Source organism: Sulfurimonas sp. NWX79 (assembly GCF_039667035.1).
Classification (GTDB): domain Bacteria; phylum Campylobacterota; class Campylobacteria; order Campylobacterales; family Sulfurimonadaceae; genus Sulfurimonas; species Sulfurimonas indica.
Map to the genome: position 1 here is coordinate 1 of NZ_JALCZL010000002.1, position 15,171 is coordinate 15,171.

The 15,171-nt window shown below is 36.2% G+C and carries 10 protein-coding genes and 1 pseudogene; 5 read left to right on the forward strand and 6 right to left on the reverse strand.

The features are described from left to right. Window positions 1-1,784 (forward strand): annotated as a pseudogene (locus tag MNY27_RS01020) (hypothetical protein); the annotation flags it as partial. Window positions 1,785-1,802: 18 nt separating this feature from the next. Here the strand turns inward: MNY27_RS01020 and MNY27_RS01025 are convergent. From MNY27_RS01025 to MNY27_RS01040, 4 genes are read right to left on the reverse strand one after another with little or no spacing between them, the layout of a single operon-like run. After that, window positions 1,803-2,408, reverse strand: coding sequence for a LuxR C-terminal-related transcriptional regulator (locus MNY27_RS01025; protein ID WP_346391772.1), 606 nt, complete (start codon window positions 2,406-2,408; stop codon window positions 1,803-1,805). A 1-nt stretch (window position 2,409) separates the two neighbouring features. Then, the gene (locus MNY27_RS01030) at window positions 2,410-3,747 is read right to left on the reverse strand and encodes an HlyD family type I secretion periplasmic adaptor subunit (protein WP_346391773.1); all 1,338 of its coding nucleotides are present in this window, start codon (window positions 3,745-3,747) and stop codon (window positions 2,410-2,412) included. Then, window positions 3,737-5,905: a type I secretion system permease/ATPase gene (locus MNY27_RS01035; RefSeq protein WP_346391774.1), complete on the reverse strand. Its 2,169-nt coding sequence runs from the start codon at window positions 5,903-5,905 to the stop codon at window positions 3,737-3,739. The genes MNY27_RS01030 and MNY27_RS01035 overlap by 11 nt, the downstream gene beginning before the upstream one ends. A 9-nt stretch (window positions 5,906-5,914) precedes the next feature. Continuing rightward, window positions 5,915-7,222 (reverse strand): TolC family outer membrane protein, encoded by a 1,308-nt coding sequence (locus MNY27_RS01040; protein ID WP_346391775.1) that lies wholly within the window; start codon window positions 7,220-7,222, stop codon window positions 5,915-5,917. 182 nt (window positions 7,223-7,404) lie between these two features. On the opposite strand from MNY27_RS01040, the gene MNY27_RS01045 reads away from it, so the two are divergent. Beyond that, complete coding sequence (locus MNY27_RS01045) at window positions 7,405-10,449, forward strand: DNA mismatch repair protein (protein ID WP_346391776.1); 3,045 nt, start codon at window positions 7,405-7,407, stop codon at window positions 10,447-10,449. 3 nt (window positions 10,450-10,452) lie between these two features. Here MNY27_RS01045 and MNY27_RS01050 read toward each other — a convergent pair whose 3' ends face one another. Further along, window positions 10,453-10,896: a GatB/YqeY domain-containing protein gene (locus MNY27_RS01050; RefSeq protein ID WP_152183890.1), complete on the reverse strand. Its 444-nt coding sequence runs from the start codon at window positions 10,894-10,896 to the stop codon at window positions 10,453-10,455. A gap of 71 nt (window positions 10,897-10,967) precedes the next feature. Here MNY27_RS01050 and flgH point away from each other — a divergent pair, with 71 nt between their 5' ends. The 3 genes from flgH to MNY27_RS01065 are packed head-to-tail and all read left to right on the forward strand — an operon-like array spanning window position 10,968 to window position 14,385. Further along, window positions 10,968-11,693 (forward strand): flagellar basal body L-ring protein FlgH, encoded by a 726-nt coding sequence (gene flgH / locus MNY27_RS01055; protein ID WP_152183889.1) that lies wholly within the window; start codon window positions 10,968-10,970, stop codon window positions 11,691-11,693. After that, complete coding sequence (locus MNY27_RS01060; protein WP_188109455.1) at window positions 11,638-13,092, forward strand: hypothetical protein; 1,455 nt, start codon at window positions 11,638-11,640, stop codon at window positions 13,090-13,092. Before flgH ends, MNY27_RS01060 begins: the two co-directional genes overlap by 56 nt. A 48-nt stretch (window positions 13,093-13,140) precedes the next feature. Continuing rightward, window positions 13,141-14,385 (forward strand): GGDEF domain-containing phosphodiesterase, encoded by a 1,245-nt coding sequence (locus MNY27_RS01065; RefSeq protein WP_346391777.1) that lies wholly within the window; start codon window positions 13,141-13,143, stop codon window positions 14,383-14,385. 6 nt (window positions 14,386-14,391) lie between these two features. On the opposite strand, the gene MNY27_RS01070 is transcribed toward MNY27_RS01065, so the two are convergent. After that, window positions 14,392-15,171, reverse strand: a complete 780-nt coding sequence (locus MNY27_RS01070) for an ion transporter (protein ID WP_152183886.1) — start codon at window positions 15,169-15,171, stop codon at window positions 14,392-14,394.

Below are 15,171 nucleotides of genomic sequence, written 5' to 3' on the forward strand. Positions count from 1 at the left end.
CGAGTGCAGCAGACAAAGCGGCAGCAACAGCATCAGAGAATCCAACTCCAACAAATCTTGCAGCCGCAGAGAGTGCACAAAACATTGCAAAAGATGCAGCCGATGCAGCAAAAGATGCAGCCAATACCCTAGAAGCAGCAATCTCTACACTAAGCGATGCAGCAGACGCGGCTAATGAGAGTATTAATCTAGATGATGCCAATGCAGCCCTAGACGCAGCTAAAACTTCAGCAGATGTAGCCAATGAGGCAGCTGAAATTAATGATAGAGTTTCTTATGTATCTGATAGTGATACAACAGCAAATACAGTGACAGAAAATGTGCCTGATGGAACATATACTGGTGTAACATTAAGTGCTATTGATGTAGATGGAGATGCAGTAACTTATTCATTAGCAGATGATGTACCATTCAGAGTTGAAGCTGATGGTAGGGTTGTAGTTGATAGTGATAATGCTATTGATTTTGAAACAAAACCAAGCTATACATTTGATGTAACAGCAACAAGCACAGATGGGACAAGTTCAACTCAAAGTGTTACTATAAATGTAAATGATGTAGTTGAAAATGTGGCACCAATTGCAATAGATGATACTGGAGACACTGCAGCTACAGGCGAATTATTGATTTCAGAAAACTTTGAAAATGGGGCAGAGGGATGGACAAACAATACGGTAACTGAAACAGATGGAAATGCAACAAATTTCTTAGGACAATTTGGTGGCACAAATGGAGAAGAGGGAATATCTAAAACATTTAATTTTGGTCCGGAACATGCAGGTGAAACTGTAAATATTGAATTTGATATGTACGAGATAGACAGCTGGGATGATGAGCAGTTTAATGTCTTTGTAAATGGAGAAGAAGTATCTAGTGATTATATGTCTCATTTTGGTAGAACTTGGAGTACACATGCAACAGATGAACAAGATGGCGGAACAGAAATTGACAATGTAGGAAGTAGTGGTCAATTTTGGTTAGATCACAATGAAGTACATCATTATACAGTTCAGGCAACTGTTGATGACAATGGTCAAGTTAAACTTGGATTTGGCTCGACATTAAATCAGTCTTTAAGTGATGAATCATGGGGAATTGATAATGTAATTATAACTGCCGGTTCAGATTGGAGTGGTGGTGCAATCACAACAGATGAAGACACATCAATTACAGACAGTGATGAGAATACTTTAGGAATAGCAACAGCAGCGACAGATTCTGAGACTATGACAAAAGATCATGATGAGAAGAAAGATCATGATGAGAAGAAAGATCATGATGAGAAGGATACAAAAGAGGATCACGGACATCATGGTGACAAAGGTCCACATGGAGATCATGAAAAAGCTGAATCAAAAGAGGATCATGAGAAGAAAGAGCATGATGAGAAGGATACAAAAGAGGATCACGGACATGATGATAATCTAGAAGGGCTGGTTATGTTAGTAGAAGGGGGTGAAAATATTGATCTGCATACTTTGAAAGATAATAGTTTAAACATAGATTCTATTACTTTAGATACTGGGAATCAACATGTTGAAAATATAAAATTAGAAGATGTTGTTGATATGACAGATGATGATAATATATTGAGAATTGATGGAACGGAAGGAGATACTGTAACTTTAAATACGACAGAAGATGGAAGTGGAGAATGGAAACTTGGTGATTTTAAAACAGATTCTGAAACAGGTCAGACGTATCAGGAAATTACAGGGACAACAGCTGATGATCAAACAGTGACATTGGAAGTAAATACGGAGATACATATAGAACAACATTAAATAAAATGTTAAAGAACTTTATTTGAGTAATAGAACCAAAGAGAGTCTGTCATTTACATGAAGTTTCGAGAAGATTGAACTTATATGTGCTTTGACAGTTCTTGTTGTAATATTCAATGTATTAGCGATTGCATCATTGGTTAAGCCTTCCATAACCAAGAAAAGGACATCTTTTTCTTTATTCGTAAGTCTATGTTCAATTAACTCTTTGGCTTCATCTGAAAGTTTCTCTTGTTTTACTGTTTTTGCAAGAGCAGCAGTAAGCTCTGGATAGGTCCAGACCTTTCCATCTGCGACACTTTGTATCATCTGCTGATAATGAACTTTTAGCATACGAGAGTTTCCGTAAGCTTTGACTCCATGGGAGATCAGCATTTTTCCCGTGACAATTTCGGGAGCATTCTCTAAAACAATAAGTTTATTTGGAAGTTGATTGGATGCTATCATTTTATTGACTTCAGGAGCTACGGAATCATAATCCGCAATAATGATATAGTTGTTAAATTTATCAATATGTTTTTGAAGTGACTCAAAGTCATAGAAAGAGAAGTGTTTACTGTCAGTATCTCTTTTTTCCCACTCTTCAATTCGATTGATATTAGCACTGAAAAAAATTATCTGCATCTTATCGCTCCGTAAAGATATACTGTTTTGATTTAAGGATAGGTTTTAGGATATACTGCATAACAGTCTTTTTACCAGTTATTATATCAACAGTTGCCGTCATACCCGGAATAATCTCCAAAGGATGTTCTTTTGAACCAAGATAGTTTTTATCAGTCTCTATATGAATAAGATAAAAAGTATTGCCATCTTTATCTGTAATTGTATCTGGTAAGATATTAACTACTTTTCCTTTAAGGCCTCCATGAATTGCAAAATCATATGCAGAGATTTTCACCATTGCCTCCGCCCCTGGATGGATAAAAGCAATGTCACTTGGTTTAATTTTAATCTCTAAGTAGAGCTTTTCATTTGTCGGTACGATTTCTACTAAGTCTGCACCAGGTTTTACAACTCCACCGATAGTATTTACAAAGAGTTTTTGGACAATTCCATCTACAGGAGATTTTACCATTGTTCTGTTGACTTGGTCATTATAAGCAACCTGTTGAGTTTTTAGTCTTGCTATCTCTGCTGTTACTTCATTGAGCTCTTTTTTCGCTCTGTTGATAAATTCTTGTTTTGATTCAATGCGTTTGTTTCTATATTCTTTGATAGCAGATTTCAGTCGAGGAAGAGAGAGTTTTGTAGTGAGAATATCATTTTGAATACCATTTGCTTCTCGTTTTAGCTTTAAAAATTCCACTTTTGATTTGATACCCTCTTTAACCATCGGCTCTGTCATTGCTATCTCTTCGGTAACATAGGATAGGGACTTTTTAAGAGAATTAATTTTGGACTTTGCCTCACGCAGTTCCTGTTTTCTCTGTTCTATCTGTTGAACAAGTGCATTATCTTTTGCTTGAAATTCCAATTTGTTAGATTCGTAGAGCTTTTTCGCTAGCTCAATCTGTCTTGCTAAATCTTTGTCATCTGTATCTATCCCTTTAAACGGAAGTCCATTGGCCTCGGCATGGAGTCTGAGTCTTTTTGCAAAGAGCTCATTATATGTCATTGTATTTGTTTTACTAGAAGAGATACTTTTAAGATTATTGATCTTAAGAAGTACCTCACCACGTTTGACTTTTTCTCCTTCATGAACTAAGATTGCTTCAACAATTCCACCCTCAAGATTTTGAATAATCTGGTTTTGTCCATAAGGAATGACTTTACCGCTTCCTCGTGTTATCTCATCTATTGTCGCAAAAGATGCCCACAGGATAAAGCCAAAAAGTGTTATAAGCCATAGCTTAATGACAATACTCATCTTTTTTGGTGATTGTTCTAAAATTGCAGAACTCAAAGAGTTCATAAATTCATAATCTTTTTCGTTATACTCGATACGTTTATTATTTTTCATTTTGAGAACCTCCACCTTGGAGTCTGCGTATTGCATCTTCTTTTGGCGCATCAATAAAGACTTGACCTTCATTCATGACAATGACTCTATCTACTATTTTTAGCAGTGTCATTTTTTGCGTTACTATGATTGCTGTTTTATCTTTGAGTGCATTTTGTAAATTCTCAAGAAGTTTTGCTTCAGTAACTTGATCCATCGCATTGCTTGGCTCATCCATTAAAATGATAGGAGCATCAAGTAAAAAGGCACGAGCGACACCTATACTTTGTCGCTGACCTCCAGAGAGACCTTGACCGCGTTCACCTACCGGCATTTCGTAACCTTTAGGATGCTTTGTTATAAACTCATGTGCACCACTGATTTGTGCGGCACGCATCATTGCATAATCAGTTGCATTGGAAGCTTTAAAAATGATATTGTCTTTTACCGTTCCTCGAAAGAGCATGACATCTTGTGAAACATAACCGATGTTTTTTCTCAAGTCTGCAGGATCAATCTGTGCGATGTCAATACCGTCAATAAGAATCTGTCCCGAATCAGGCTCATAAAGTCCTAAAATGAGTTTCTCAATCGTACTTTTTCCAGATCCAATTCGCCCAATTATGGCTACATTCTCTTTTTGATGGATGACAAAAGAGACATTTTTCAGTGCTGGTACATCTGCACCCGGATAGGTAAAGGTAACATCTTTAAACTCAATATGTCCTGTAAATGCAGGGGTTTCAAGAAACTTTTTCCCATCTGGTCTTTCACTTGGCTGTGAGATGATACTCTCTATCATTTCATAGGATGTTTTTGCATCATGATAGTTTGTAACGAGTGCAGCAACTTGTCCCATAGGTGCAAGTGTTCGTCCCGTAAGGATAACAATGGCAATCAATCCACCCATAGAGAGTTCAAAATCTTGAATCTTATAGACACCAACAACAATGATTATGACAGTATTAAGTTGAATCAGGAGCTGGGTAATTGTCGGAATCGAGGCTGAGAGGAGACGGGATTTGAGACTTTTTGAAGCAATCTCTCCTGTTGCTTCTTCCCATTTCCATTGTGCCTGTCCAAGAGCTCCAAGTGTTTTTAGGGTCTCTATATTATTGAGTGATTCAATCAAGATGGCATTTTTCTTTGCACTTGCTTCATGTGTTGACTCTATACTCTCACGCAGAGGCTTCTTTATAAAGAAAGCATATGCTAAAATGAGTGCCATTGTAAACATTGGAACAAAGACAATATTACCACCAATGTAGGCAATGACCGCTAAAAAGATAACAGAAAAGGGTAGATCAATAACTGCTGCCATTGTTGCATTGGTAAGAAAATTTCGAATATTGTCAAAATCTCTGATATTGTTTGCAAAAGAACCAACGGATGCCGGAATATGTGACATTTTTAGTGATAAAACTTTTTCAAATATGATGGATGACATAATAATATCACTCTTTTTTGCTGCTGTTTCAAGCAGGTAAGTCCGTGAAAATTTTGCAAAGGTGTCAATGACATAGACTATAACGACTCCTGTAGCAAATACCCAAAGTGTCTCTATCGCATTGTTTGGAACAACTCTATCATATACATTCATTGTAAAAAGAGGAGAGGCAAGAACAAAAAGGTTTACTAATAATGAAGCATAAAGAACATCTTTATAGATACCTGCTGAGAGTTTCAGTGTGGACCAAAACCAGTGTTTTTGTTTGATATGAAGCGTTCTGTCGTTTTCATCTTCATAATCGAAGGCTTTTTTTATCATAAAACCATAGCCAATGTATTCATCTTCTAAGTCTTCAACATCAACCCACTGCTCGATAGGCTCTTCTGCAGGCATAATTATCTTTGCTTGTGTTCTATCTTCACTAAATCTGTCCAAGATGCAAGCACCCTGATTGGAGAGTAAAATAATCATTGGAAGTTGCAGGTTGGAGATCTGTTTAAGTGGACGATGTACAAGGGATGATTTTAGTCCAGCACGAGCCGCAGCACGAGAGAAAAGCCCTTTGGCATTATTGATAGAAAAAAGTTCAGGTGCTTCTGCCCCCGGTTCTATAGGAAGACCTGCAGTCAATGCTTCAGCAGAGAATGGTTTATGGTATTTTTTTGTAAAAAGTACTAGTGTATCTAAAAGGGCATCCATTCTAAGGTTATCAGCTTGGGTAATTAGCATAGAGGATTCCTACTTTTTATTTGTATCAAGATTGACATTTGCATAGATATTGTTTGTATCATGCATAATTGTTGGTAGTAAAATTCCCATAGTATTTAAAATACGGTACTCTGCATATAAAATACTGTAGCGTGTTGTAATGATTTGTGCCTTTGCACGTATAAAGTCATTTTGTGCAGAGAGCAGATCAAGGAGTGAACGACGTCCTAGATCATATTCTTTGGCATAAAGCGCTAATGTCTTGTGTGAAAAATCTTTATATTCAATAAGGTATGTAAGTTGTTCCTGGAGTTTTTGACGTGCTGTCCATGAAAGATTGAGACTTTGAACAATATCACGTTTAATGCTGTTCTTATTTTCCACTTCCTGATAGACCTGTGAGAGACTTTTTTGTAAAGCAGCTTTGTCATTAAAACCATTGAAAAGATTATAAGATACAAAAGCCATGGCGCGAAAAACATTGTCTTTTCCCTCGATAGCACTGACATTATGGTTCAGTGTTTGTGAAACTTCAATATCTAACTTCGGATAAAATTGTGATTTTTTCTCTTTGTTTGTCGCTTGTGCAAGTTTGATATTGTACTCACTTACAAGTAAAGAAGGATTGTTCTTAAGAGAAAAATCAATGGCATCCTGTTTTGTTTTTGGAAAGTTTTTCTCATCAATCGTAGGTTTTGACATTTTTGCAGGGTCAAGCGTACGACCTAAAACTTTTTCTAAATTATAAGCAGCATCTAAAACATTGTTTTCTTGAACAACAAGGTTTGATTGTGCCAATGCCAAAGAAGATTCAATTTTATTGACCTCTGAGAGTGTTGTAAGTCCTGCTTTATACAATTTTTTGACTTTTGTTAATATCTCTTTATTAATTTTTACATTCTCAAGGGCAGTATCCATCAACTCTTGATTCTTTATAACTTCTAGGTAGGTGTTGACCATATCAAAAGAAGTCGTATTGACTGTATCTATATAACTATAAGCTGCAGCTAATGTTCTGTACTCTTGTTCTTTTACAAGGTAGGTTGTATTGAAACCGTTAAAGAGATTATGTGTATAAGTAAGTGAATTCTCATATATTGTATAGTTTTTACTGTATAGCTCTCTATCCGTTTTTTCTTCTCCTCCACCTAAAACCAAATCTATTTTAGGATAATAGCCTGACTCAGCACTTGTAATATCTATTTTTGTAGCATTATAGTTTCGTAACCTCTCTTGAATTGTTGGATTTGTCTCTAAAACTTCATTCATGACAGTTTGTAGAGTTTCTGCATTAAGAGTAGTAAGAAGTGTCAAAGTTAAAATAATTTTTTTTAGCATAAAAAAACCTATGTAATTAATTTTTTCTTATATCGTTTTAGATATGCTTTGATTATATCCAAGAAAATTTTCTAATTCAATATGAATCACCTAAAAATCGGTATTTTTGGCACTATTTTTACTTTTTATGCTTAATTTCTTATGATATAATCACAATATTATAAAAAAAGCAAAAGAGTCTTATGCGTTCATCAGAAATTGATAAAATATTAAATAACAAAGATAAACTTTTAACGCAGATTTATTTTGATTTGCAGCGTCATTTTGAAGACAAATACGGTCATGATACTGTAGTATTTATGGAAATTGGAACTTTTTTTGAAGTTTATGAAGTAAATAATGATGATGAACAGGTTGGAAAAGCAAAAGAGATAGCTGAACTTTTAAATATTCAACTGACAAAGAAAAATAAAAACATTGTAGAAAACTCTGATAAAAATCCACTCTTAGCCGGTGTACCCGCTGTTAGTTTTGAGCGCTATCTTAATCGTCTTATAGCAGAGCAAAAATATACGGTTATTGTTGTCAAGCAAAAAGGTAATCCTCCAAAAATCAGCCGTTATATCGCACAAATTGTCTCTCCTGGAACGAACTTTGACCATATAGTAGATAATGATGACAACTACATTGTCTCAATTTTAGTAGATAAGTTTCGTGATATCTATACTGTAGGCTACTCGGCTATTGATGTGACAACGGGAAAAACATGGCTCTATGAGACACACGGAACAAGTGAAGATCCGGCTTATGCACTTGATGAGGTTTTTAATCTTTTAAATGTCTACAGAACGAGTGAAGTAGTGATGACATTTTTGGATGGGATTGATAACCAAAAGCATGTGATGCAGTACCTTGAAATTCCTGAACACTATCATTATTCAGTCAATAATCAAAGACCAAAAATCGACTTTCAAAACGAACTTTTTAAAGAGGTCTATCAGATTCAATCTCTTCTCTCTCCGATAGAACATTTGGATTTAGAACGCAATCCTATGATTACGGAGTCTTTAGCGATTCTCATTAACTTTGTAATAGAACATGATTACCACATCGTTCAAAAGATGGCAATGCCGCGCATCATTGACAACCGCCGTTTTATGTATCTTGGCAACAATGCCTTAGAGCAGATGGGTATCATCTCAAAAGACCGCAAAGAGTTTACACTGCTCAAGATGCTTGATAAAAGCTCAACTGCCATAGGGCGTCGTCTTTTAAAAGAGAGACTGCTTAATCCGATTATGGACAAAGAGGAGCTTGAACGTCGTTATAATTTGATAGAGAAGGTAAACTCTCACGTGCGTTATCTTGATGAGATGATGCGAGGAATCTATGATATGGAACGTCTCTCACGCAGACTCTCCCTAGCACGCCTGCATCCTTTTGAGATGAATCATCTCTATGACTCAATGGTGAGTGTTAAAGAGTTGATGCAATATGTAAAGAAACATAAGATTCAGCGTACACCTTTTCATGAGAGTGAGCTAGATGAGTTTCTGCGTGAGATAGAAAAGAGCATCGATTTGGATGTCTCACGCAGGTTTACGAATGCTACAGTTGATGAGAACTTCTTGATGAGTGGTGTGGATGAAAGTATAGACACACTTGTAAAAGAGAACAGTGTTATGCTTGTTGCATTTGAAGATATTATGAAAAAGATAGAGGTAATGCTTGAAGATGCAGGGGCAAGCAGCAGTGCAAAGGTTGTCTCTTTAGGACTTTTGGAAAAAGAGGGTTACTATATCTCTTTAAGTAAAAACCGTTTTTCATTCATTGAGAGTGCATTTAAAAAAAATGAAGAGTTCTCCAAGTTTGTTGTCAAAAAGCTGACAAATTCCGTAAAAATTACCTCTACTTTTACGGATGAGCTCTCTGACAGAATCATGAAAAATCGTCGCAAGATCGTTACGCTTGTAAAAGAGCGTTATATTCAACTTCAAAATCTTTTTGAGCGACGTTATTCACTTCTTTTTGAACGTGTCATTGCCTATGTTGCAGACTTGGATGTCGGTGTGAGCTCTTCAAAGATAGCGCAGGAGCATAAGCACTCCCGACCGATGATAGTTGAAGCCAAAGAGGATGAGAACTTTATGCAGATTATGCAGCTGCGTCATCCGCTCATTGAGGTGCAAGAACGTGGTGGTATCTATGTGCCAAATGACATCGTTATGGGAAACCGTGACTACCTTGACCTACCGCATCCGACAACAGTGATGCTTGATGTACGTGTCCATGACGGACATGATATTAACGGTGTACTCTTGTATGGGATTAACTCGAGTGGAAAAAGCTCATTGATGAAGAGTATCGGTATAGCCGTTCTTATGGCGCAGTCCGGTTTTTTTGTAAGTGCAGCTGTGATGAAGTTCTCTATCTTTGATTCACTTTTTACCCGTATAGTATCTAAAGATAACCTTGCAAAGGGGCTTTCAACCTTTGCTGTGGAGATGTTAGAGCTCAAAAACATATTTAACCGTTCAAGTGTCCGTTCTTTGGTTTTGGGTGATGAGATAAGTCATGGTACTGAAACACTTTCGGGTGTTGCTATTGTTGCAAGTGCCATTCAAAAGCTCTCAAATGTACGTTGTCTCTTTTTGTTTGCAACACACCTGCATCAACTCTCAACAATGCCGGAAATCACGCGTTTAAATAATGTAGTGGATTTACACTTGAGTGTAGAGTATGATGAGGAAGCAGATAAGCTCATCTTTAATCGTGTGCTACAGGCTGGAAGTGGAAGTAGTATCTATGGATTGGAATTTGCAAAATCACTGCATATGGACAGTGAATTTTTAGAGACAGCAAATACCATCAGAAAACGTCTAGCCAATGATTTTGATGAGTTAGAGTTACTTGTGAAGAAGAAAAAATCAAAATACAACAAAGAGTTGTATGTAACTAAGTGTATTGTCTGTGGTGCTGTTGCAGAGGATGTGCATCATATCTCACATCAGTCTTTGGCAGATAAAGCAGGATTTATCGGACATTTTCATAAAGACAATAAACATAACCTTGTACCACTCTGTAAGGAACACCATAAGCAGATTCATGATGGAAAACTCCATGTAAACGGTTTTATCATGACAAGTAAAGGTTTAGAGTTACAGTTTGAAGAGCAGATGGCGAAGCCTGAACCTAAAAAAGTACAAGAGCCTGAGATAAATAAAAACGTGGAAGTAAAAAAGATAGAAGATGACGAGCCAAAAGGCTTCGTCTTGGATGATTGGTAGAATTTAAGAGAGTGACTTCTTCACACATTCGCTGACACGTTTACCGTCAGCTTGACCAGCAAGCGCTTTGTTGGCTGCTCCCATTACTTTTCCCATCTCTTTCATACTTGTTACTCCAACTTCAGCTATTATCTTTGTGATAGCTGTACAGAGTTCATCGTCACTAAGCTGAGCAGGAAGATAAGGCTCATAGTAAGCAATCTCCTCAAGTTCTATTTGCATCAGATCCTCACGGCCAGCCTCTTTGTATTGGTTAGCTGCATCATTTCTGCGTTTTATCTGTGTCTGGATAATTTTGATAACATCGTCATCTGTGAGCTCTTTTCTCTCATCAACTTCAATTTGCTTAAATGCTGATGTAAGCAGACGAAGTGCATCTCTTTTTTTAGTATCTTTGGCTTTCATTGCCTCTTTGACATCTGTATTTATTTGTTCGCGTAAACTCATGATATATTATCCTTATATGTGGAACTGAAATTGCTAGAATTATACACAAATATAGATATTAAAGAGATTTAATGCAAAAAAAATTAACTATTCCCTTATCTGTTGTAGTGATGGCTTACTTTTTTTCCGGATGTACAGCAAAACTAACAGACCCTGAGATCAATTTTGAACCACCGGCTTATGTTGAGCAGATGCCAGCACGTGAAGAGAAACAGGATTTTGCTTCAACAGGCAGTCTTTTTGGAAAAGGGGATAATCCTCTTTTTTCAGATCATAAAGCAATGCATGTTAATGATATTGTTACCGTTGTTATCTCAGAGACTGCAAAAAGTTCGAACACGGGTACAAAGCAGTTAAGTGAGAGTGATGAGTCAAATCTTGGTGGAGGTATCTTCTCCTCTGCCGGTGCTGCAAACGGAAATGTCAATGATGCCATAACAAAAGTCAATGGCTACAGTGATATCGGTTTTAAAACAAAATCTGACAATACCTATAAAGGGCAGGGTAGTGCTACAAAAGATGCTAGCTTTACGACAACAATTTCTGCTAGAATAGTAAAAGTACTTCAAAATGGAAACTATTTTATATCTGGTACACGTGAGATACTTGTGGATGATCAAAAACAGATCATCCAAATAAGTGGGGTTATCCGTCCGTATGATATCGACCAGTATAATAAAATAAACTCTACACAGATAAGTGATGCGAAGATTCTTTATAAAACTGAGGGAGATATGGACCGTGCAACAAAACAGGGATGGGGAACGAAACTTATTCAATCCGTTTGGCCTTTTTAGCCTTTTTATTTTACTCTGGGCAAATGGTCTCTTTGCCGAGAGTTTTGCTGACTTTAAAAGAGTACAGTCAGCTGCATACACAGAGTATAAAGATGAAAGGGACAATGCTTTTAATGCTTACTTAAAAGCACAGTGGAAAGAGTATAAGGCATACATCACACCTCCGATGTATACAGAGCCAAAACCAAAATCAATAAGGCCGAAAGAGGAACAAAAAGCTCCAGAAGTTGGACCTGCAGTCAAGATTCAGTTGCCAGAAAAAGAAAAGATAAAAAAAGCGACGCAGCCAAAAAAAGAGATAAAAAAAGATATCAATTTTTACTTTTTTGGTTCTGAAGTCGCTTTTAGTTTTGACAAAAACATCAAAAAAGCAAAGTTTTATCCACAAAATCAGGCAGGGATATCGAACTTTTTTAGTATATTGGCCTCTAGTAACTACAATACAACACTTAGCGAGATAGAAAACTACAGAGACACACTGCAACTAAATGACTGGGCCCTGTACCTTTTAATCTCAAAACTTTCACAACATATTTACACAGAACAAAATGAGGCAAAGATTTACAAATGGTTTTTACTTAACAAGCTTTCATATAATGTAAAGATAGCTCTGAGTGAAAGTCAAAGTATATACCTGCTGCACTACTCCAAAGATACAATCTATGCAACACCTCGTTACAGTTTTGATGATAAGTACTATTACATCATCTCAAAGTACAATCAACAAAATATCGAGCGTATCTATACCTATGAACAGGAGTATCCTCAAGCTGACAAACCGATAGATTTTAGGCTCAAAACACTCCCTCTTTTTAAAAAACAAAATGTTTCTAAACGTATCTCTTTTCAAGATTATGGTAAAGTTTACGAAGCATCATATAAGTACAATGAAAACATTTTAGACTTTATGAATACATACCCACAGGTGGATTACAGAGTCTACTTTAATGCACCGATGGAGCATGAAACCTACAGAGATTTGGCAGAAGATATCAAAAAATATACAGATGGTAAAAAGATAAGTGAGGCGATGAACATTGTGCTTCGTTTTGTACAAAAAGCTTTTAAGTATGAGCGAGATAATGAACAGTTTGGACATGAAAAAGTGATGTTTGCAGAGGAGACACTTGTCTATAATGCATCAGATTGTGAAGACAGAGCCATACTTTTTTCTTACTTGATAAGAAAACTTTTTGGTGTGAGAGTTATTGGTGTAAAATATAGCGACCATATGAGTACAGCACTCTATATCCCCTTAGAAGGGGACTCCGTAAGGTATAACAGACGTAGGTATGTATTGGCTGATCCAACGTACGTAAATGCTAATATCGGTCAGGAGATGCCAAAGTATAAAAATATAGAACCGGAGTCTTTTATCAAATTAAGAACCTATAAATAAAAATAAGATATAATATTTATTATTTTATTTTATATTATTAGGATAGATATGGAATTTACTTTAGAGAAAAAAGAGTGGGACTATTATACAGACCAGTTAAGTGGTTTGCCTAACCGTTTTGCACTTTTAGAGTATATCAAACTGCACAGCCGACTTAATATCTTTGTTGTAAATATAGATAACTTTAACAACATAAACAATGCCTACGGATATGTCGTAGGGGATGAGATACTTACTGAACTTGCAAAAAGATTACAGCTTCTAAAACCAAAGAATGCAAAACTTTTCCGTTTCGATGGAGATGAATTTGTATTTATTGTCAATGATTTTTTTAACTTTCGTGAGTTAAAAGATTTTTCTGAATCCATCATTTCATTTTTCAATCAAACAGAAATCGAACTTGAACACGATAATATCATCGTAAAAATTTCTGTAACCATCGGTGTTGCGATGGGTAATGGTATCATCACACTCAATCATGCAGCCGCTGCAGTACATGAAGCACGTCTTTATAAAAAAAGCTCTTACAAAATCTTTGAAACCAAATCAGAATATGCAAAGAAACAACAAGAGAACATCTACTGGATCAATAAGATACGCAGTGCGATAGAAGAAGAGAAACTACTTGGTTTTTTTCAACCTATAAAAAATCTACACAGTGGAGAGATAGAAAAATTTGAGTGTTTAGCAAGAATAGATGATGACGGAGGTTTGGTATCGCCTATCCGTTTTATGGAAGCGTGTAAGATGACCGGGACACTCTCTTTGATTACACGGCGAATAGTAACAAATGCTTTTCGTGTTTTTAGTGATACAGACTATGAGTTTTCCATTAACATCACATCAAATGATATCAACTTGGGGTATTTGGAAGAGTTTTTACTCCTTAATGTAAAAAAGTATAATATTGACCCTTCTCGTGTTGTACTGGAGCTACTTGAAGATATTGTGACACTTACAGAGTCTAATATGCTTGAACAGATCAACTCTTTAAGAAAAAAAGGCTTTAAGATCGCACTTGATGATTTTGGAGTTGAAAACTCTAACTTCTCACGTCTGTTAGAACTCAATCCTGATTATTTGAAAATTGATGGGATATTTATTAAAGATATTATTGAAAATGAAAAGAGTGAGCTGATTGTTGAGACAATAGTGCACTTTTGTAAACGAAGAGGCATTAAAATCATTGCTGAGTATATTCATAATGAAGTAGTGCTCAATAAAGTAAAAGAGATGGGTATTGACTATGCCCAAGGCTACTTTATAGGAGAGCCAAAAGAGAGTATAAAGTAAAAGATACTACTTTTTACTCTCAAGGAGGAGTTCTTTGAGCTCTTTTATCTCATTGTGTAACTCTTTTATCTCATCTTTTGCAACTACCTCTACTTGTGCTTCCTGATTCTCACTGAGATGATTCATAGCATCAACAACTACGGCAACAATCAAGTTAATCATGATAAATGTAACTATAAAGATAAATGGAACAAAAAAGAGCCATGCGTGAGGATATATCTCCATAATAGGACGTGCAATACCCATAGACCATGATTCTAATGTCATAATTTGAAAGAGTGTATAGAGTGAGCTTCCAAGAGAGCCAAACCAGTCAGGGAAACGATCTCCAAAGAGTTGTGTCGACATAACAGCTGCAATATAAAAGAGTATGGACATCAGTCCTGCAATAGAGGCCATACCGGGGATAACACTTGCAAGCGCCATAACAATTTTTCGCATTTGGGGAACGATTGTAATAACACGCAAAAGTCTGAAAATTCTTAAGATCCTAAAAATCTCAAAAACAGAATTTGCTGGGAACATTGAAACAAGGACAATACTTAGATCAAAGAGGCTCCAACCGTCCTTAAAAAACGAGACTCTGTGTGCATAGATGCGTAAGCCTATCTCTATGATAAAAATAGTGATGACAACAGTATCAAAAAGATAGAGTTCATCTTTAATATGTTCGTGGATGCTGGGATAGGTTTCTATTCCCATCGTTATACCATTTAAAAGGATAACTAAGAGAATAAAGTTTTTAAATTTTGGTGACTCGACTAAGTTGTATACTTTTTTATGCAT

Bases quoted from the DNA above. Each gene is read 5' to 3' on its own strand.
- MNY27_RS01065 (WP_346391777.1), top strand. From the start codon at position 13,141: ATGGAATTTACTTTAGAGAAAAAAGAGTGGGACTATTATACAGACCAG.
- MNY27_RS01035 (WP_346391774.1), bottom strand. From the start codon at position 5,905: ATGCTAATTACCCAAGCTGATAACCTTAGAATGGATGCCCTTTTAGAT.
- MNY27_RS01070 (WP_152183886.1), bottom strand. From the start codon at position 15,171: ATGCATAAAAAAGTATACAACTTAGTCGAGTCACCAAAATTTAAAAAC.
- MNY27_RS01050 (WP_152183890.1), bottom strand. From the start codon at position 10,896: ATGAGTTTACGCGAACAAATAAATACAGATGTCAAAGAGGCAATGAAA.
- MNY27_RS01025 (WP_346391772.1), bottom strand. From the start codon at position 2,408: ATGCAGATAATTTTTTTCAGTGCTAATATCAATCGAATTGAAGAGTGG.
- MNY27_RS01040 (WP_346391775.1), bottom strand. From the start codon at position 7,222: ATGCTAAAAAAAATTATTTTAACTTTGACACTTCTTACTACTCTTAAT.
- MNY27_RS01045 (WP_346391776.1), top strand. From the start codon at position 7,405: ATGCGTTCATCAGAAATTGATAAAATATTAAATAACAAAGATAAACTT.
- MNY27_RS01030 (WP_346391773.1), bottom strand. From the start codon at position 3,747: ATGAAAAATAATAAACGTATCGAGTATAACGAAAAAGATTATGAATTT.
- flgH (WP_152183889.1), top strand. From the start codon at position 10,968: ATGCAAAAAAAATTAACTATTCCCTTATCTGTTGTAGTGATGGCTTAC.